General features: G+C 70.7%; 16 protein-coding genes. 4 read left to right on the top strand and 12 right to left on the bottom strand.

Features of this window, described 5'->3' with window-relative positions:
• The first annotated feature begins 200 nt into the window (after window positions 1-200).
• Window positions 201-878, top strand: a complete 678-nt coding sequence (gene lexA / locus FVP77_RS03765; protein ID WP_147894423.1) for a transcriptional repressor LexA — start codon at window positions 201-203, stop codon at window positions 876-878.
• A gap of 32 nt (window positions 879-910) precedes the next feature.
• The gene (locus tag FVP77_RS03760) at window positions 911-2830 is read left to right on the top strand and encodes a S9 family peptidase (protein ID WP_147893310.1); all 1920 of its coding nucleotides are present in this window, start codon (window positions 911-913) and stop codon (window positions 2828-2830) included.
• A gap of 50 nt (window positions 2831-2880) precedes the next feature.
• Here the strand turns inward: FVP77_RS03760 and hflX are convergent, their stop codons facing one another.
• Entirely contained in the window at window positions 2881-4398 is a 1518-nt protein-coding gene (gene hflX, locus FVP77_RS03755) for a GTPase HflX (RefSeq protein WP_147893309.1), read from the bottom strand.
• A gap of 103 nt (window positions 4399-4501) precedes the next feature.
• Here hflX and FVP77_RS03750 point away from each other — a divergent pair, with 103 nt between their 5' ends.
• On the top strand, window positions 4502-5188 hold the full coding sequence (locus tag FVP77_RS03750; RefSeq protein WP_147893308.1) for a class I SAM-dependent methyltransferase: 687 nt from the start codon (window positions 4502-4504) through the stop codon (window positions 5186-5188).
• Here FVP77_RS03750 and dapF read toward each other — a convergent pair.
• From dapF to FVP77_RS03720, 7 genes are all read right to left on the bottom strand, one after another.
• Window positions 5161-6030 carry a diaminopimelate epimerase gene (dapF, locus tag FVP77_RS03745; protein ID WP_147893307.1) on the bottom strand — a complete coding sequence of 290 codons (870 nt, stop codon included), beginning with the start codon at window positions 6028-6030 and terminating at the stop codon, window positions 5161-5163. The genes FVP77_RS03750 and dapF overlap by 28 nt on opposite strands.
• 10 nt (window positions 6031-6040) lie before the next feature.
• Window positions 6041-7006: a tRNA (adenosine(37)-N6)-dimethylallyltransferase MiaA gene (miaA, locus tag FVP77_RS03740; RefSeq protein WP_147893306.1), complete on the bottom strand. Its 966-nt coding sequence runs from the start codon at window positions 7004-7006 to the stop codon at window positions 6041-6043.
• Window positions 7003-8553: a tRNA (N6-isopentenyl adenosine(37)-C2)-methylthiotransferase MiaB gene (gene miaB / locus FVP77_RS03735; RefSeq protein WP_147893305.1), complete on the bottom strand. Its 1551-nt coding sequence runs from the start codon at window positions 8551-8553 to the stop codon at window positions 7003-7005. Before miaB ends, miaA begins: the two co-directional genes overlap by 4 nt.
• A 65-nt stretch (window positions 8554-8618) precedes the next feature.
• Window positions 8619-10343, bottom strand: coding sequence for a choice-of-anchor G family protein (locus tag FVP77_RS03730; RefSeq protein WP_187266806.1), 1725 nt, complete (start codon window positions 10341-10343; stop codon window positions 8619-8621).
• Window positions 10343-11077 carry a hypothetical protein gene (locus FVP77_RS16720; RefSeq protein WP_187266805.1) on the bottom strand — a complete coding sequence of 245 codons (735 nt, stop codon included), beginning with the start codon at window positions 11075-11077 and terminating at the stop codon, window positions 10343-10345. Before FVP77_RS16720 ends, FVP77_RS03730 begins: the two co-directional genes overlap by 1 nt.
• Window positions 11078-11089: 12 nt before the next feature.
• Entirely contained in the window at window positions 11090-11689 is a 600-nt protein-coding gene (locus FVP77_RS03725) for a signal peptidase I (RefSeq protein WP_147893303.1), read from the bottom strand.
• A 10-nt stretch (window positions 11690-11699) separates the two neighbouring features.
• Window positions 11700-12428, bottom strand: coding sequence for a SipW-dependent-type signal peptide-containing protein (locus FVP77_RS03720; RefSeq protein ID WP_246134051.1), 729 nt, complete (start codon window positions 12426-12428; stop codon window positions 11700-11702).
• A 290-nt stretch (window positions 12429-12718) separates the two neighbouring features.
• Between FVP77_RS03720 and FVP77_RS03715 the strand changes: the two genes are divergently transcribed.
• Complete coding sequence (locus FVP77_RS03715; protein WP_147893302.1) at window positions 12719-15355, top strand: helix-turn-helix transcriptional regulator; 2637 nt, start codon at window positions 12719-12721, stop codon at window positions 15353-15355.
• A gap of 31 nt (window positions 15356-15386) precedes the next feature.
• On the opposite strand, the gene FVP77_RS03710 is transcribed toward FVP77_RS03715, so the two are convergent.
• The 4 genes from FVP77_RS03710 to FVP77_RS03695 form a co-directional block, all read right to left on the bottom strand.
• Window positions 15387-16130, bottom strand: a complete 744-nt coding sequence (locus tag FVP77_RS03710; RefSeq protein ID WP_147893301.1) for a regulatory protein RecX — start codon at window positions 16128-16130, stop codon at window positions 15387-15389.
• Window position 16131: 1 nt separating this feature from the next.
• Window positions 16132-17181, bottom strand: a complete 1050-nt coding sequence (gene recA, locus FVP77_RS03705) for a recombinase RecA (protein ID WP_116647339.1) — start codon at window positions 17179-17181, stop codon at window positions 16132-16134.
• A gap of 256 nt (window positions 17182-17437) precedes the next feature.
• A complete protein-coding gene (locus tag FVP77_RS03700) occupies window positions 17438-17662 on the bottom strand; it encodes a DUF3046 domain-containing protein (protein ID WP_121150479.1) in 225 nt (74 codons plus the stop codon).
• Window positions 17663-17680: 18 nt separating this feature from the next.
• Window positions 17681-17989 (bottom strand): helix-turn-helix domain-containing protein, encoded by a 309-nt coding sequence (locus FVP77_RS03695; RefSeq protein WP_116647341.1) that lies wholly within the window; start codon window positions 17987-17989, stop codon window positions 17681-17683.
• Window positions 17990-18045 lie beyond the last annotated feature (56 nt).

Here is an 18045-nt window from a genome sequence, read left to right as displayed (position 1 = left end):
TTCCGAATCTATCTTCGATACAGTCAGGGTGTCAACACCGTTCCTCTCGGAGATGGATCGAACGCGACACGCGGCGGGCAGCCGGTCGGCGCGTGCGAATCCGTATACGGTTTCGACAGGGAGACACCATCACGGACCTCCGACATTCGAAGACCGGCGCCCCTCGGGCGCGAGAGGGAGCAGCCAGAATGAGCGACGCGATGCCGTCCGGCGCCCGGGACAAGCCGCAGACCCGCCGCCGCAAGAGCCTGAGCGAGAAGCAGATGGCGATCCTCGAAGTGATCCAGCGGTCGATCAGCCGTCACGGCTACCCGCCGAGCATGCGCGAGATCGGCGACGCGGTCGGGCTCAAGTCGCTCTCCAGCGTCACGCACCAGCTCAACCAGCTCGAGCTGAGCGGTTACCTGCGTCGCGACCCCGGCAAGACGCGTGCGATGGAGGTGCTGATCGACCTCCCCGGCGCGTCTGCGGAGAACCCCGCCGATAGTGCCCCCGCCGTGGGCGACGCCGCGCTCGTCCCCCTCGTCGGGCGTATCGCCGCCGGCGTGCCGATCACCGCCGATCAGCAGGTCGACGAGATCTTCCCCCTTCCCCGACAGCTCGTCGGCAAGGGCGACCTGTTCATGCTGAAGGTGTCGGGCGAGTCGATGATCGACGCCGCCATCTGCGACGGCGACTGGGTGGTCGTGCGTTCGCAGCAGAACGCTGAGAACGGCGAGATCGTCGCGGCGATGCTCGACGACGAGGCCACGGTCAAGACCTTCCGCCGGCGCGACGGCCACACCTGGCTGCTCCCCCGCAACAGCGCGTTCGAGCCGATCCTCGGCGACGACGCCGTCGTCCTCGGCAAGGTCGTGGCGGTGCTCCGAGCCGTCTGACCGACGTCCTGCCCCCGCCCTAGGGTGAGGGGATGGCTTCTGCGCTCCCCTACGGTTCCTGGCCCTCCCCGTTCAGTGCGTCCTCGGTCGCCGCGGCGTCCCCGCGCACCGACGGAGCGCGTTTCGTCGGTGACGACATCTGGTGGGGTCAGACGATGCCCTCGGAGGGCGGGCGCACGACGGTGCTGCGCCGACGGCCCGACGGATCGATCGACGATCTGCTCCCCGCTCCGCTGAGTGCCCGCTCCCGCGTCCACGAGTACGGGGGCGGCGCATGGACCGCCGCCGACGGCGAGCTGGTCTTCTCCGAGAAGTCCGACCAGCGCGTGTGGGCCCTCACGCCGGGCGGACGCCCGCGTCCGCTCACCCCCGACGACCCCTCCGCGCGATTCGCGGGCCTCGTGTGGGGCGCGGGCATGCTGCTCGCCGTCCGCGAACGCCACGAGGGAGCTGCAGTTCCGACGCGCGACATCGTGCGCATCCCGCTCGACGGATCCGCCGCCGACGACGCCGATCGCCTCGTGAGCGTGGCCGGCGGCACCGATTTCGTCGCGCAGCCCGCGATCTCCCCCGATGGCGGGCGTCTGGCGTGGGTCGCCTGGAACCACCCCGACATGCCCTGGGATCGCACGCAGCTGCGCGTCGCCGACATCGTCGACGGCCGCGCCTCGGATCCCCGCACGATCAACGCGCGCGACAGCGCCCCGCTGCAGCCGGTCTGGACCGGCCCGCGCGAGGTGACCTACGCCGACGACCCGACCGGACGATGGAACCTCTGGCGCGTCGGTGGCGACGCCGCACCCGTCCCCGTGGCTCCGGCGGACGCCGACACCGGTGGCGCGCTGTGGGTGCTCGGCACGCGGTGGTTCGGAGCGCTCGATGACGGCCGCCTTGTCGCGGTCCGCACCGACGGGGCCGACGAGCTCGTCGTCGTCGACGGCGACCGCGTCGCGCCCGTGCCGGTACCGGTCGTCGCCGGCGCCGCCGTCGAGGACGTCTCGGCGACGCGCGCGCTCGTCTCGGGCGCTACGGCCTCAGGCGGCTCCGGCCTCTGGCTGGTCGACGCGAGCGATGCCGATGCGCCGATCGTGGAGCGCATCGCCGGCGGCGCGAACGGCCCCGGCCCGGAGTGGTTCCCGGTCGCGCAGTCGGTCACCGCGCCCGGACCCCACGGGCCGGTTCACGCCTTCGCCTACCCCCCGACGAATCCCGAGGTCACCCTCCCGACGGGTGAGAAGCCGCCCTACCTCGTCCTGGTGCACGGGGGTCCGACGTCGCACGTGGGTCCCGCCGCGTCGGCCAAAGTCGCGTACTTCACGAGCCGTGGGATCGGCGTGCTCGACGTCAACTACGGCGGCTCGACCGGTTACGGACGCCCCTACCGCGAGCGCCTTCGCGGGCAGTGGGGCGTCGTCGACGTCGACGACGTGGCCGCCGCGGCGACCGCTCTCAGCGATGACGGACTCGCCGATCCCTCGCGGATCGCGATCGAGGGCGGCTCCGCCGGCGGATGGACGGTGCTGTCGGCACTCGTCCGCACCGACGTCTTCGCCGCCGGCATCTCGCGGTACGGCGTCGGGGACGCCAGGGCTCTCGCCGCGGACACGCACGACTTCGAAGCGCGCTACCTCGACGGACTCATCGGCCCGCTGCCCGAAGCCGAGCCCGTCTACATCGAGCGCTCACCGCTGACGTCGGCCGACCGATTCCGCGTGCCGATGCTCATCCTGCAGGGGTCGGAAGACGCCGTCGTGCCGCCCGCGCAGGCCGAGGCCATCCGCGATGCCCTCGTCGAGCGAGGGGTCCCGCACGCGTACGTCCTGTACGAGGGCGAGGGGCACGGCTTCCGCAGCGCGGAGACGATCGTCCATGCGCTCGAGAGCGAGCTGGCGTTCCTCGGTGCGGCCTTCGGATTCGACACGCCCGACGTGCCCGGGATCACGCTCGGCTGACGACTCGTCCGCAGCATCCGCCCCCATCGGAGACGGATGCTGCGGAGAGGTCAGGCCAGGAACGGCTCGAGGTCGGAGGCGAGCTTCGCCCCGACGTGGGCGTGGAGGAACGTGCCTTCGGCCTGGTGTTCCTGCGACACGATGATGCCGCTCTCGTGCGCCGCGGACACCAGATCGCCGCGGTCGTACGGCACCACGGCGCGCACCTCCACGGCGGGGAGAGGCAGGGCCTCCTCGATCACGGAGCGCAGCTCGTCGATCCCCTCGCCGGTGCGCGAGGAGACGAAGAGCGCCGACGACTCGAGGCCGCGCAGAACGAGGCGCGAGTCGGCATCCACGAGATCGGCCTTGTTGAAGACGACGATCTCGCGTGTCGATCGCGCACCCACGTCGCCCATCACGTCGCGCACGGTCGCGAGCTGTGCGGCGGGGTCGGGGTGCGATCCGTCCACCACGTGAACGATGACGTCGGCGTCGCCGACCTCCTCGAGCGTGGAACGGAACGCTTCGACCAGCTGGTGCGGGAGGTTCCGCACGAAGCCGACGGTGTCGGTCAGCGTGTAGACGCGCCCATCTGCGGTCTCCGAGCGACGCACGGATGTGTCGAGCGTGGCGAACAGCGCGTTCTCGACGAGGACACCGGCGCGCGTCAGACGGTTGAGGAGGCTCGATTTGCCCGCGTTCGTGTAGCCAGTGATCGCGACGGCCGGGATCGTGTTGCGCTTGCGCTCGGCCCGCTTCGCATCGCGCGCGGGCGCGAAGTCGCGGATCTGACGCCGCAGCACGGCCATCTTGGTGCGGATGCGCCGACGATCGAGCTCGATCTTCGTCTCACCCGGACCACGAGAGCCCATACCGGCACCGCCGGCACCGACCTGGCCACCCGCCTGGCGGCTCATCGAGTCGCCCCAGCCGCGCAGACGCGGAAGGAGGTACTCGAGCTGGGCGAGTTCGACCTGCGCCTTGCCCTCGCGGCTCTTGGCGTGCTGGCTGAAGATGTCGAGGATCACGGTGGTGCGGTCGATGACCTTCACCTTGACGACGTCCTCGAGAGCGCGCCGCTGGCTGGGTGCGAGTTCGGTGTCGACGATGACCGTATCGGCGCCCACGGAAGCGACGATGTCGCGCAGCTCCTGCGCCTTGCCGCTGCCGATGTAGGTCGCGGGGTCGGGGTTGGGACGCCGCTGCAGCACACCGTCGAGCACGACCGCGCCCGCGGTCTCCGCGAGGGCGGAGAGTTCGCGCAGCGAGTTCTCGGCCTCTTCCTGCTGTCCTTGCGGGTGCACCCCGACGAGGACGACGTTCTCGAGACGCAGCTGCCGGTACTCGACCTCGGTGACGTCCTCGAGCTCGGTGGAGAGACCGACGACGCGACGCAGGGCGGCGCGATCCTCCCGGTCCCACTGGTCGCCGTCGGTATCGCCGTAGGAGACGGTCCTGTCGTCCTGGAGCGCCTGGGCTGCTCCGAACACACGCACCCCGGAGTGCGCTTCGGCGCGCGCGAGCACTCGATCCACCGGGTCGACCGGCATCTCGTCCGCGCTCTGGGGGATTGTGGTGTCTGTCATCTGTTCCTTCCATCGCGCCGCCCTCGGCCGAAGGCCGGGGCCGCAGCATCCGTAAACTCTAATCCTCCCCTCGGGAGGACGCTCTCTCCGATACGCTCTCCGCATGGGGAGCGACCACTACTTCACCGGGTCTCCCTCCAGCGCAGAGAATCTCCGGCGCCTGCGAGTGACCCTCGCCGGCCGCGATGTCGAGGTTGTCACCGCTGGTGGCGTATTCAGTCCCGACCGTCTCGACGCCGGCACCGCCGTGCTGCTGGCCAACACTCCGTCGCCCCCTGCGGGCGGCGACTTCCTCGACCTCGGCTGCGGGTGGGGGCCGATCTCGCTGTCCCTCGCACTCGACGCCCCGCACGCCACGGTGTGGGCGGTCGATGTCAACGAGCGGGCCCTCGACCTCGTGCGTCGGAACGCGGAGATCCTCGGGCTCGATAACGTCAACGCCGTGCGCCCCGAGGATGTTCCCGCCGGCGTGGCCTTCCGCACCATCCGCTCGAATCCCCCCATCCGGGTGGGCAAGAACGAACTGCACGGGATGCTCGAGACCTGGATCCCCCGGCTCGAGGAGAGATCCGACGCCTGGCTCGTCGTCCAACGCAACCTCGGCTCGGACTCCCTGCAGCGCTGGCTCGGCTCCACGCTCCCGCGCGGCTTCAGCGTTCAGCGTGCCGCGACGGGGCGCGGGTACCGCGTGCTGAAGGTGCGCCGCCACGGCACGCCCCCGACCGCGGCGATCGACATCGTCTCTGCCGACGACGGCGACGTTCAGGCCAGCGCGACCTCGCCCGAGTAGACGAGCGCAGCCGGTCCCGACAGCAGGACGTGCTCGCCGTCGGATTCGTCGACGATGCGTACGCCGAGCGTGCCGCCGGGTACGTCCACCTGCCACCGTCGCGGCGCCGCGGGACCCGCCCAGTGCCGCACCGCGAGTGCCGCGGCGGCCACGCCCGTGCCGCACGACAGGGTCTCGCCGACGCCGCGTTCGAACACCCGCATCCGCACTTCGCCGACCCCGTCGCGCACGAGCGGGTCGCCGGGCACGACGAACTCGACGTTCGCCCCGTGGCGCGGCTCGGGGTCGAGAATCGGGCGATAGGCCAGGTCGAGCGCATCGAGCTCGGTGTGCGACGACAGGGCGACCACGACGTGGGGGTTGCCGACGTCGATGCCCGTGCCGGGCCGGGCGACGTCGAGTCCCCGTGCGCGCACGAGGATGTCGTCCGGCTCCGCCCGCCAGGTTCCGAGGTCGACCTCGAACCCGCGCTCGCTGCGGGTGAGCGTCTTCACGCCCGCCCGCGTGCCGATCCGGAGGCCGCCGTCGATGGAGGCGAGACCGGCGTCGACGAGGTAGCGGGCGAAGACGCGCGTTCCGTTGCCGCACATCTCGGCCTTCGATCCGTCGGCGTTGCGGTAGTCCATGAACCACTCCGCACCGGATGCTGCGGCCTCGGCTCCTTCGTAGATCGCCGTGGAGCGCACGACGCGGAGCAGTCCGTCGGCGCCGATGCCCATGTGGCGATCGCAGAGCGCGGCGATCTGGTCGTCGGAAAGGTAGAGGGAGCCGTCGGGGTCGGCGATCACGACGAAATCGTTGCCGGTACCGTGACCCTTCGTGAACGGGAGGGTGCGCGACATGCCTCTCAGTCTACGAGTCGCGGGAGATCGGGTCGGAAGCGTCGGTTCCGCCGGTCGGCGTCTCGTCGACGAGCGCCGCCGCGTCGACCGTACGCGAATCGACCCACGCCACGTCGCGGTACCGCTTGAACCACGACACCTGTCGACGGGCGTAGCGGCGGGTCAGCGCCTGCGTCTGCGCGATCGCCTCCGACTCGGTCAGTTCGCCGCGGAGCTGCCCGAGAGCCTGGGCGTACCCGATGGCCCGACGCGCCGTGACACCGTCTTCGAGCCCCCGTTCTCGGAGCGCAGCCGCCTCCTCGACGAGCCCGTCGCGCCACATCCCCTCCACGCGTGCGTCGAGCATGGGCACGAGCTCCGCGCGCTCGATGTGCGTTCCGACGATGGTGGTCGCGCCGAGCCACGACACCGGCTCGTCGGGCAGCACGGCGCCGTGGGTGTCCTGTCCCTGCGCGAGCACCTCGAGGGCGCGCACGATGCGTCGGCCGTTCTGGGGGTCGACGCGGGCCGCGGTGGCCGCGTCCTGCTCCGCGAGCCGGGCGAACAGCATCCCCGGCCCGAGCCGGTCGAGCTCGGCCTCGAGCTCGGCGCGAACGGCGGCGTCACGGGGCGGGAAGGCGAAGTCGAACACCACGCTGGAGACGTAGAGCCCCGAACCTCCGACGAGAATGGCGTCGGCTCCTCGATCGTGGATGCGGCGCACGACGTCGCGCGCAGCATCCTGGTACCAGGCGACGGCGGCTTCGTCGGTCACCTCCAACGCGTCGAAGAGGTGGTGCGGGACACCGCGTCGTTCGTCTTCACGCAGCTTCGCGGTTCCGATGTCCATTCCGCGGTACAGCTGCATCGCGTCGGCGTTGACGATCTCGGCCGCGGTTCCCCGAGCGGCGAGCGCCTGGGCGATCGCGAGGGAGAGACCGGTCTTGCCGGTGCCGGTGGCACCGACGACGGCCCAGAGCCTCGGCGCGCGGCTCACACTCCGACGCGCAGCGACGGCAGGCCGAGGGAGATCGCGCGCGGTGCGCCCGCGTCGCCGGCGGGGGCCGGGATACCGCACGACTCCGCCTGCGATCGATCCCAGGCGTCGCCCGCGCGCGTGCGCCGGATGCGCAGCGACGCACCGTCGGGTGCGTCGGCGAGGAGGTAGTACGGCGCCGCCCTGGTGATCCCGACCGTCACGATGTCGCCCGGGCGCGGAACGGCTGATCCGGCGGGCAGCTCGAAGTGGACGAGGCGGTTGTCTTCGGCGCGGCCGGTCAAGCGGTGCGTGGAGGCGTCCTTCTTGCCCTCGCCGGTCGAGACGAGCACCTGGACCTCCCGGCCCACCTGGCTCTCGTTCTCCTCGAGGGAGATGCGGTCCTGCAGCGCGAGGAGGCGTTCGTAGCGCTCCTGAACGACGGCCTTCGGCACCTGGTCCACCATCGTCGCCGCCGGGGTGCCCTCGCGGATCGAGTACTGGAACGTGAAGGCGCTGGAGAATCTGGATGCCTCGACCACCCGCAGCGTCTCTTCGAAGTCGGCCTCGGTCTCACCGGGGAAGCCGACGATGATGTCGGTCGTGATCGAGGCCTGCGGGATGAGCGCGCGTACCCGCTCGAGGATTCCCAGGAACCTCTCGCTCCGGTACGACCGGCGCATGGCCTTGAGAATCCGGTCGCTTCCCGACTGCAGAGGCATGTGCAGCTGCGGCATGACGGCCGGCGTCTCGGCCATGGCGGCGATGACGTCGTCGGTGAAGGCAGCCGGGTGCGGGCTCGTGAACCGGATGCGTTCGAGCCCCTCGATCTGCCCGGCGGCTCTGAGGAGTTTGCCGAAGGCGAGGCGGTCGCCGAACTCGACGCCGTACGAGTTGACGTTCTGACCGAGCAGCGTCACCTCGATCGCGCCGTCGTCGACGAGCATGCGGATCTCGTTGAGGATGTCGCCCGGGCGGCGATCCTTCTCCTTGCCGCGCAGGCTCGGCACGATGCAGAACGTGCAGGTGTTGTTGCACCCGACGGAGATGGAGACCCAGCCGGCGGCCACGCTGTCGCGCTTGGTCGGCAGGGTCGAGGGGAAGACCTCGAGCGCCTCGAGGATCTCGAGCTCGGCGTCGCCGTTGTGTCGTGCGCGCTCGAGCAGGCTCGGCAGCGAACCCATGTTGTGCGTTCCGAAGACCACGTCGACCCAGGGCGCCTTGTCGAGCACGGCCTGCTTGTCCATCTGCGCCATGCACCCGCCGACCGCGATCTGCATGCCCTCGCGGACGTCCTTGCGCGACTTGAGGTGCCCGAGCGTGCCGTAGAGCTTGCCGGCGGCGTTGTCGCGCACCGCGCAGGTGTTGATCACCACGACGTCGGCGTCGGTGCCGGCCTCGGCCGGAAGATAGCCCGCGCTCTCGAGCGACCCCGACAGGCGTTCGGAGTCGTGGACGTTCATCTGGCATCCGAAGGTGCGCACCTCGTACGTGCGCGGCTGACCGTCGAGGCGCAGAGCCGCGGGCGACCGATCGATCACCGTCGGGGTGCGAGAAGGCATGCTCATGATGGGCCCATTCTACGAGCCGCACCCCGCGCGGGCCCGCGAACCGATCGAGTCGGCGCGGGCCCTCACGGTGCGGCGACCGGGCCCGCCGACGCCGTGCCGAGAGTGACGCGCGCGATGCTCGAGGGGGTCAGAGCGTCGGCCAGCCCGATGCGCAGCGCCGAGACGAGGTACTGCGGTGTGGAGTCGGCGGTTCCGGCGATGTACGTCGATCCCGACGGTGCGCCGGGGCGGTCGGGTTGCACGTTGACCATCAGCGACAGGATCGACGGCAGCACGTTCACGACGGAGCCCACGCGAGCGATGATCGTGTTCACGGCGGTCGAGAGCGTCGTGCCGAGCGTGGTGATGGCCCCCAGTGCGGTGGTGGTGATCTGGTTCGCCGCGGCGGTGACCAGCACCGACGAGAGCAGCTCGACCGAGGCGATCAGCTGGGCGACGGTCGGGAGGCCGAGAGCGGCGAGCAGGGTGCTGATCGCTCCCACCGCGCCCGCGGCCTCCGCATCGATCGCGAACGTCGCCGTGCCGTCGAGGACCGCGCCGACCGTCCCGACATAGTCGACGGACACGTTCAGCACGTTCAGACCGGGCAGGATGCCGATCCCCGGCGCGCCGATGACGGCGCTCAGATCGACCGTCAAGGTGGCTGCACGCAGGTTCTGCCGCAGCGTCGCGACGACCTGCGACGTCCAGGTGTTCAGCAGGGCGCCGACGCGGGTGACGATCGGCGCCAGCACCGCGGAGTTCACGACGATCTCGGTGTTGGGCGGGGCGTTGTTGAGCGACGGGAGGAGCGCGTCCAGATCGATGTCGACCATCCCCGACTGCAGATCGACCGTCACCACGCCGTCCGTCAACGGTGTGGTGATGAGCGACGCCACCGCTCCCCCGAGGTTCAGTCCCGAGAGGGTGACGCTGCCGCCGATGTTCGTGGTCAGGATGCCGGGGAGGGCGAGGTCCAGGCGGGCTCCGATCGCCGACGAGATCAGACCCGACGACCCGAGGAGCGAGGCCACCGCCGCGTTCACGGTCGTGACCCCCGCCGTGGTGGTGCCCGCCAGCGCGCCGACGGCCGGCACCTCGACGTCGAGACCGAGACCCGCGATGCCGTAGCTGCGCGTGCTCCCCGTGACCGTGCCGTCGCCCCAGGTCGACGATCTCAGCGCGGCGCAGCCGTCCAGCTGGGAGCTCGCACCGACGGCGCCGACCCTGAGATCCGCCCCCGCGATCCCCGTGAGGACCGGCAGCAGCTCGTCGAGGCTGATCGTCGCCGGCGACGGCAGCGCGCCGCTCGGCGTCGTTCCCACCGTCACGACTCCGCTGTCGTTCACCAGGCCCGAAGCGCCGACGGCGGCCCCGAACCCCGATACCCGCGCGTACTGGTTGGCCGCCCCCAGGGCGGCCCCCGGCACGGGCACCTCGAACCCGGTCATGTCGACCCCCGCGATGCCCAGCAGGTCGACGTCGAAGGGGTTGGCATACGTGAGGGCCGCGAGGTTCACGGCGTCCGGAGGCTGCACCGACAGCGCGCCGTCCGCACCGAGCACCAGCCGCATCTGCTCGAGGTCGGCCAGGGGGTCGAGGTCGGTGCCGAGGAGCTGACCCGAGAGGAAGCGCCCGTACGAGGTCGACGCGAAGCCCGTGTCTTCTCCGCACCGCAACGACGACGTCCCGATCGCTTCGTGCACCCACTCCTCGTCGGTCCACGCGGCCGTCGTCGCCGTCACCGACAGCGGCACGACCACGACGGCGGCCGCGGCGAACGCGAGGGCCGTGAGCGAACGGCGCATCACCGCTCCCCTCGGGCCGGTCGCATCCGCAGAGCCGCGCCGAGCCCGAGGAGCCCCGCCGCCATGGACACGACCGCCACCCAGAGCGAGATGTCGGCGCCCGTCGCGGGAAGAACGCCGCCCCCTCGCGGCGGACCGGCGGCCGGATCGACCGCGACGGCGGTGAGTCCGACGCCCATCGTCCCGACGAGGCCCATCAGCGACGCATCCGCGCGAGCCGCGTCCGAGTCCTCGACCGCGAGCGTCACGAGCAGGAATGCCGGGGCGGATGCTGCGCGCGACCCGAGCTGGAACGTCGGGCTCGACGTCGCGTAATCGTCGGACGGCATCGCGACCGCGATCGGCGACACCGTGCCGGCGCATACCGGCACGTCACCCAGACCGCTCCAGGGAACGTCGCATTCGTCCACCGTCATCTCCAGCCCGCGAGGATGCGATACGAGCGCGCCGGACTTGCGCAGCTCCACCGACAGCGTGGCGCCGACGGCATCCTCGAGGCGAGCGGCCACCTGCCAGTACGACGGATCTCCCGGGCTGAGATCGAGGAACTCTGCGGGATACGGGTCGGAAGACAGCACCAGTCGGCCGGGATGGCCCGTGGGCGGGACGTCGACGAACGCCGCGCGAGCGGCGGTGCCGGCGATGAGCCCGCCGCCGACCAGGAGAACGAGCGAGAGCAGAGCGGTGGCCGGTGCCGCGACGTTGCGTCGAAGAGGGGAAGGCGTCAAGAGCATTCGGGGATTCCTCTACTTCTCGCGCGCGCGGCGGGGCGACGAGGCCGGCCACAGTGCCCACGCGATCGCACCGGCGACGACGAGAGTGATCCCCGCCATCGCGGCCGGGGTCTTCGCCGCGATCACCACCCAGCCCGCTCCCGGGGCACCGACGACGACACGACGGACGTCCTCGACGACGTAGGGGTCGGGATCGTCGATCGTGTTCGCGTCGCCTCGGAGTACGAGGCTGCGGGCGTCGACGTTCCCGGGGACGTCGTCGATCGCCACGATCCGGTGGGTGACCGGCGCCGGGGAGTTCGGTCGCGGCACCGTGACGACGTCCCCCACCGCGAGCTCGGACGCCGGCACCTCCCGCACCACGGCGGCCGACCCCGTCGGCAGGGACGGGCTCATCGATCCCGTCACGAAGACGATGATCGACAGCCCGAGCGCGGCCGATGCGGCGAGCCACACGATCGTGAGGATTCCGACGACACCGAGCACCGTGATGACGCCATCCCGAACGGCGCCTCTTCGGCGCACGTCCGCCGCCGCGTGCGCCGCGACCGGCCCGCGGACCCGCGCCTGGTGGGCGGGTCCGCGGGCCGGCGCCTCGGTGGGAGAGGGCATGGGTGATGCGTCAGGACGTCGCGGCGAACTGCCACGCCGGAGCGCCGGTGAGACCCATATAGTCCTCGACGGTCGAACCGGCCGCGGGGACGAAGGGATCGGGCAGCGAGACCTCGAAGCAGTAGTACTGCGTCGAGTCGGCCGCGGCGAGAAGCGACTGCGCCGCCGAGCCGCCGGAGGTGAGCAGCGGCCCGTCGGCGATCAGCGCGGGCGCACCCGGTGCACCGCTGAAGGCGGTGGCGTCGCACGTGAAGGGGGCGTCGTCGGTGACGACGCGGACGGCGAGGGCAGCGAGGAGGAGGTCGTCGGGGTCCGTCACGGTCACGCCGGCTGCGGGGACCGCGGGCTGAAGCTCCACGTCACCGGCGACCGATGCGACCGTCGTGCGCAACGCCACCGGCGCGTAGACCGCGTCACCGGGCGAGAGCGCCAGCGCGGCGATGCCGAAGACGATCTCCCCGCCGGGATTCTCCTCCTCGTCGGTCCAGGTCGCGTCCGCGAAAGGCGGCACGGTGTTCTGCTGGACCTCGAACGTCGAGGTACCGATCCCGGGACCGCCCGCACCGTTACCGCCGAAGACCCACTCGGTGTCGGTCCAGGCTGCCAGTGTTGCTGAGACCCCGAGACCGAGCACGGCGGCGCCGGCCGTGATCGCGAAGATCTTCCGTCGCGTCGCTCGACGCTGCTCCTGTATTTCCATGTCGTCTCCCGCTCGTTTGCTGCGCATCCGGCGGGCCATCCGCACACCGGCGATCCTTCGATCTGTCAGGACGCTAGGGCGGAGCGCGACGACGGACGGATGGAGCGTGACATTCCCCGTGAAAGACGCGAAAACCCATCCGCGTCCGAAGTGCAACCCCTTGGCGAGAGGAGAGAAAGCCGAGTATTTTCCCCGGTACTGGTGTCGTACCCCAGTAGTCGGGCGTGCGTTTCGCCCGGTACCGGGTAGTGCGGGATCGGTAGGGTGGAGACCCTCGCGGCAGGGCTGAGCCGCGACTCTCTGTAGCAGGTGCACTAGTGGGGGGCCGCGTGAGCATAAGGAACATCCGGGATGACGAAGGCGTCATCGGCGACGATCGCGATGTGGCGCGCGTCATCGATCTGCTGGAGACGGGCACGAGCATCGTTCTCGTCGGTCCGCTCGGGAGCGGGAAGAGCCACTTCCTCCGGCAGGTGATCAATCGTCTTTCGACGACGGAGGGAGAGCCTCTCGTCCTGCGCTCGATCGGTCCGCACGCCTCCGTGCCGCACGGGGCGTTGACGGCATCGAGAGACCCCCGCGCCGCACGACTACGCGATGGTCAACCCGAGGAGACCGAGCGCCCGATCGTCATCATCGACGATGCGCAAGAGCTCGATCCGGCCTCCGTGGCCGCCGTCGTCCGCGCGGTCTACAGCGCGCACGCCACCGCGCTGTTCGGCCTCACGGTCACGCGCGAAGGATCGACCCGTCCGGTGGACGGGAGCCCCGACGCGGCTCAGATGGCCACGGACCTGTGGCTGCGGGGCCTGGCGGAGCGGATCGATCTCGCCGCTCTCACTCCTCGCGACGCGGATCTCCTCCTCGATCTCTTCGCCGCGCCCGAACTCGACGCCATGACACGGGCGGCGATCGTCGCCCTCGCCGACGGTTCGCGGATGCTGCTGCGCGAACTCGCCGCCGAGGCCGGCCACGCCCTGCGGCACGGCCGGGACCCGATCGACGCGATGCGCGACAGCTCGCCCAACGGGCGTCTGTCCGACGCGCTCGCGGCGCACGTCGCGCAGTTGACGGCCGTGGAGAGGAGCACGCTCGCCACGCTCGGCAGGGTCCCCGGCATCTCCCGGGCCGATGCCGCGCGCTTCCTTCCCACGGGTGCCCTCGACTCGCTCGTCAACGCCCGACTGGTGCACGATGACGCGACGCCGACGCACCGCCTGACGGCCAATGCCGCTCTCGCTCACGAGGTGGAACGACGGATGGGAGCTGACGCGGTCGCGCCGCTTCTCGACGGTGCGATACGACGGATGTTCGCACCGTCGAGCGAATGGTGGTGCCCGCCGCTGGCCATCCTCGCCGCACGATCGTGGTTGCAGGAGAGCCCCCTCGGACCCGGCTACGACTCGGTGGCGCCCCAGACCCGAGCCAAGGCCTCCCTCGAGGCGGCCCGACGTGCGAACGACGAGGGCGAGCCCGCCGAGGCGATCGCCCACGCGAGCCTCGGGCTGCGCGACGACGATGACGCCCTCCTCCTGCTCGAGCACGCGTTCGCGCGGGCGGCGCAGGGCGGCACCATCGACGTCGACGCGCTGATCGAACGGCTCTCACGCACGCCGGTCGACGCGGCGACGCTCCTTCGCTGTGTGCGGGTTGTGGGGCTCGCCGGACCGACGAACGCGGATGCGCTCGACGCGGCCGTCGACCGCGTCGCGACGCTGGGGTGCCCCGATGCCCGCGGCTCCGCGGAGCTCGAGATGATGCGCGCAGACATTCTCGGCGCACGGATGGACTGGAGATCTGCTGTCACGATCGCCGAGGCCGTCTTCGCCCAGCAGAGCAACTCCACGTCCTTGCGCGTTCGTGCGGCCGGTCTCGCCGGCTTGGGCCACGCCTGCCTCGGAGCCGTCAGCAAAGCCCAGACCTGGTTCCTGCGCGCTCACCGCACGGCCGGGGAGCGTGGGGGCATCACGCCGATCACGACGGTCGAGCGACTTCGGATCGCCTGCAACGAGATCGTGGCGGGAGCTGTCGCCGGTACCGACCTCGGTCCGGTGCTGGCAAGGCTCGGCGGCGAGGTCGACGCGGCCGCCCGGCAGGGCGACGCGGAGTCGGCGGCTACCGCAGGCCTCGTGCTGTCGTGCGCCTACGCCGTCACCGGCGAGCCCGACCGCGCCGCGCGCGAACTCGACGCCGCGGTGCGCCGGGCACGACCCCCCGCCGCAGCGGACATGGTGCCGCTGGCGCAGATCGCGGTCGCGCATTCCCTCGCTCTGTTCGACCACGCCGAGGAAGCACGCCAGTTGCTCGACCGCATGGATCACGCGGCCTTCGACGGACTGCCGACTCTGGAGCACGCGCGGCTGGTGGCCGAGACCTATGTCTTCACCGCACTCGGTCAACCCGCCGAAGCGCTCGACGCCGCGAGATCGGCGGCCACCGCATCCGAGACGGCACCCGCGCTCCAGGCGCGCGACCTCTTCCAGATGGTGGCGCTGGGCGACGGCGACGACGCTCTCCCCCGGATGCAGCGGATGGCTGCGACGTCCGAGGCGCCCGCCACGCAGAGACTCTCCGCGGCTGCCGAGGCCCTGTCGGACCACGACGGCTTCGACCCCGATCTCGTCGCCGCCATGCGACGAGCGACGACGTGGGGCGACAACGGCACCGCGCGCGGTATCAGGATCGCGCGCGAGACGTCTGCGACGAGCGCGACGCCGCGCGACTCCATGGCCGCCGACTCCGACCTCGAGTTGACACGCAGAGAACGCGAGATCGCGATGCTGGTCGGCGAAGGACTCGGCAACCGCGAGATCGCCGAGCGGCTCTATCTCTCGGTGCGAACAGTCGAGTCGCACGTATATCAGGCACGCGCCAAGCTCGGCGCGGCATCGCGCGGAGAACTCGGTCGCACGGTCGCTCCGCGAGGCGGCGCCTCGCAGAAGGCCCACACCGTTCGAGGCCTCTGAGACGAATCGTCCGACCCGCGGGCGGCGTCGGCTACAGCTCGTCGAGCGCCTGCCGTGCGGCGGTCATCGACACCGACGAAGGATATCCGCGCCGGGCGAGCTGGCCGAGAAGTCGGCGCAGCGCCGTCTCGCGGTCGCGCGCGCCGAGAGATCGCGCCTTCGTACGCGCGAACTCGAGAGCGCGTTCGAGGTCGTCGTCGGGCATCTCGGCCAGCACCGTCTCGACGACGTCTCGCGGGATGCCGCGGCGCGTCAGCAACGGCGAGATCGCCTGCCGCCCCTGACCCTTGCGCTCCACGGCAGCGCGCACGAGCTGCTGAGACAGGGAGACATCATCGAGGTACCCGAGACGCTCGAACTGGTCCAGGAGTTCGTCGGCGGCGTCGCCGGCCATTCCGGCCGCGACCAGCACACCGCGTGACTCGGAGACCGAGAGCTGCCGCGTCCGGAGCTTCCGAAGCAGACTCGCCTCCGCCGCGTCGCGCACCTCGTTCGGGTCGACCGCCTCGGCATCGGATGCGTCGCCACCGCACGGCGCATCTGTCGCTCCTCGTCGGTCGGTCGATCGCCGCGCCGAGTCGGGGGCGACCCAGCTCGCGTGCCAGGGGATGTCGGCATCACCCTGGGCAGTCTCCGACCGCGCCGGCTCGGATCGCGTCGGACGCGCACGCCCGCTGCGAGGCGTTCCCCCGCGCTCGGGATGCTCACCACCGAAGAGCGGGATCACGGGGGCGAGAGCGGATCCTTCGCTCTCGCCCCCGTCGATCGGTGCCATGTCAGGCGGGGCGGCGAGCCGCGAGCTCGTCTGACACGGAGGCGTCGTCACGGGCGCCGCCGATACCGAGCTTGCTCTTGATCTTCGACTCGATCTCGGTGGCCATGTCGGGGTTCTTCAGCAGGAAGTTGCGGGCGTTCTCCTTGCCCTGCCCCAGCTGCTCGCCGTCGTAGGTGTACCACGCGCCCGACTTCTTGACGATGGCGTGCTCGACCCCGAAGTCGATGAGGCTGCCCTCACGGGAGATTCCGATGCCGTAGAGGATGTCGAACTCCGCCTGCTTGAAGGGCGGGGCCATCTTGTTCTTCACGACCTTCACGCGTGTGCGGTTTCCGACCGCCTCGGTGCCGTCCTTCAGGGTCTCGATGCGTCGGATGTCGAGGCGCACCGAGGCGTAGAACTTGAGCGCCTTTCCGCCGGCGGTCGTCTCGGGCGAACCGAAGAAGACACCGATCTTCTCGCGCAGCTGGTTGATGAAGATCATCGTCGTGTTGGTCGTGTTCAGACCACCGGTCAGCTTGCGCAGCGCCTGTGACATGAGTCGCGCCTGCAGACCGACATGGGAGTCGCCCATCTCGCCCTCGATCTCGGCGCGCGGCACGAGGGCTGCGACGGAGTCGATGACGACCAGGTCGACAGCGCCCGAACGCACGAGCATGTCGGCGATCTCGAGGGCCTGCTCACCGGTGTCGGGCTGCGACACCAGCAGGGAGTCGATGTCGACACCGAGCTTCTTCGCGTAGTCGGGGTCGAGGGCGTGCTCCGCGTCGATGAACGCGGCGATGCCGCCTGCCCGCTGGACGTTGGCGATCGCGTGGAGCGTCAGAGTCGTCTTACCCGACGACTCAGGACCGTAGATCTCGATGATGCGGCCGCGCGGGAGCCCGCCGACGCCGAGCGCGACGTCGAGCGCGATGGACCCCGTGGGGATGACCTCGACGGGAGCACGGTCGTCGCTGCCCAGTCGCATGACCGAGCCCTTTCCGAACTGCCGATCGATCTGGGCGAGTGCCGATTCCAGGGCCTTCTCGCGGTCTGCGGGTGATGGCATGACGTGCTCCTCTTGTTCGCGTTCCGTCGCCTGTAGGCTGTCGCGCTCCTCGCCGACGGCGGGGATGCAGAGACAAGGCGTGGGTGTCATCCGACGATGTCCACGCTAGGGAGGGCCACCGACATCGAGCCGGGGCTGCGCCCGAACGGGGACACTCGCGTCCTCGAACACCACTGTGCAGGACACTACGCGGGTATCGAACACTTCTTCGATGACACGCCGACGCGGGCGAGGTCGGGTTCGTCGGATGTTCCCGTCAGCGACGACGCGGCTCGAGGCGCCCTGCGCCGTACCGGCGGCTCTCGGGAACGTCGGTCTCGGCGCACAGCGCCAACCACACGTCCCGAGGAGGAACGCCCGCGGTCAGCGCTTCGCGCGCCGTACGTCCGCCGAGCGCCATCAGCGAGAGGTCCGCCGCGAGCGAGTCGCCCTGCGCTCCGAACTCGTCCGAGACGGCTCGGTCGAACTCGCTACGACGCACGGTCGACGGGGGCTGCGCTCAGCGCAGAGACAGCTGGGGCTCGACGGAGGCCACCAGGTCGTCGGGAACGACATCGGGGAACGTCTGCAGACCCTCGATCACGGAGAGTCGGTCGCCGACCTCGCGCATGATCGTGGAGATGGGCACGTCGAGCGCCTCTGCGACCGAGGCGAGGATCTCGCTGGACGCTTCTTTCTGGCCGCGCTCGACCTCGCTGAGGTAGCCCAGCGCGACACTGGCGCGGCTCGCCACCTGCCGGAGGGTGCGGCCCTTCTGCTGGCGGAGATCACGAAGGACTTCACCGATCTCTTGACGTACCAGGATCATTTGGGGCCCCTCCTCACTTCGATTCCGCCGTCTGTCCGAGTGGACAACGGTACAAC

Source organism: Microbacterium hatanonis, from assembly GCF_008017415.1.
In the GTDB taxonomy this organism is placed as follows: Bacteria; Actinomycetota; Actinomycetes; order Actinomycetales; family Microbacteriaceae; genus Microbacterium; species Microbacterium hatanonis.
Note: the sequence above shows the minus strand (reverse complement) of the source record. Positions and strands in the feature narration are given on the sequence as shown.

Coding starts and splice junctions, on each gene's coding strand:
- lexA (WP_147894423.1), top strand. CDS start 201: ATGCCGTCCGGCGCCCGGGACAAGCCGCAGACCCGCCGCCGCAAGAGC.
- FVP77_RS03760 (WP_147893310.1), top strand. CDS start 911: ATGGCTTCTGCGCTCCCCTACGGTTCCTGGCCCTCCCCGTTCAGTGCG.
- hflX (WP_147893309.1), bottom strand. CDS start 4,398: ATGACAGACACCACAATCCCCCAGAGCGCGGACGAGATGCCGGTCGAC.
- FVP77_RS03750 (WP_147893308.1), top strand. CDS start 4,502: ATGGGGAGCGACCACTACTTCACCGGGTCTCCCTCCAGCGCAGAGAAT.
- dapF (WP_147893307.1), bottom strand. CDS start 6,030: ATGTCGCGCACCCTCCCGTTCACGAAGGGTCACGGTACCGGCAACGAT.
- miaB (WP_147893305.1), bottom strand. CDS start 8,553: ATGAGCATGCCTTCTCGCACCCCGACGGTGATCGATCGGTCGCCCGCG.
- FVP77_RS03730 (WP_187266806.1), bottom strand. CDS start 10,343: ATGCGCCGTTCGCTCACGGCCCTCGCGTTCGCCGCGGCCGCCGTCGTG.
- FVP77_RS16720 (WP_187266805.1), bottom strand. CDS start 11,077: ATGCTCTTGACGCCTTCCCCTCTTCGACGCAACGTCGCGGCACCGGCC.
- FVP77_RS03725 (WP_147893303.1), bottom strand. CDS start 11,689: ATGCCCTCTCCCACCGAGGCGCCGGCCCGCGGACCCGCCCACCAGGCG.
- FVP77_RS03720 (WP_246134051.1), bottom strand. CDS start 12,428: ATGGCCCGCCGGATGCGCAGCAAACGAGCGGGAGACGACATGGAAATA.
- FVP77_RS03710 (WP_147893301.1), bottom strand. CDS start 16,130: ATGGCACCGATCGACGGGGGCGAGAGCGAAGGATCCGCTCTCGCCCCC.
- recA (WP_116647339.1), bottom strand. CDS start 17,181: ATGCCATCACCCGCAGACCGCGAGAAGGCCCTGGAATCGGCACTCGCC.
- FVP77_RS03695 (WP_116647341.1), bottom strand. CDS start 17,989: ATGATCCTGGTACGTCAAGAGATCGGTGAAGTCCTTCGTGATCTCCGC.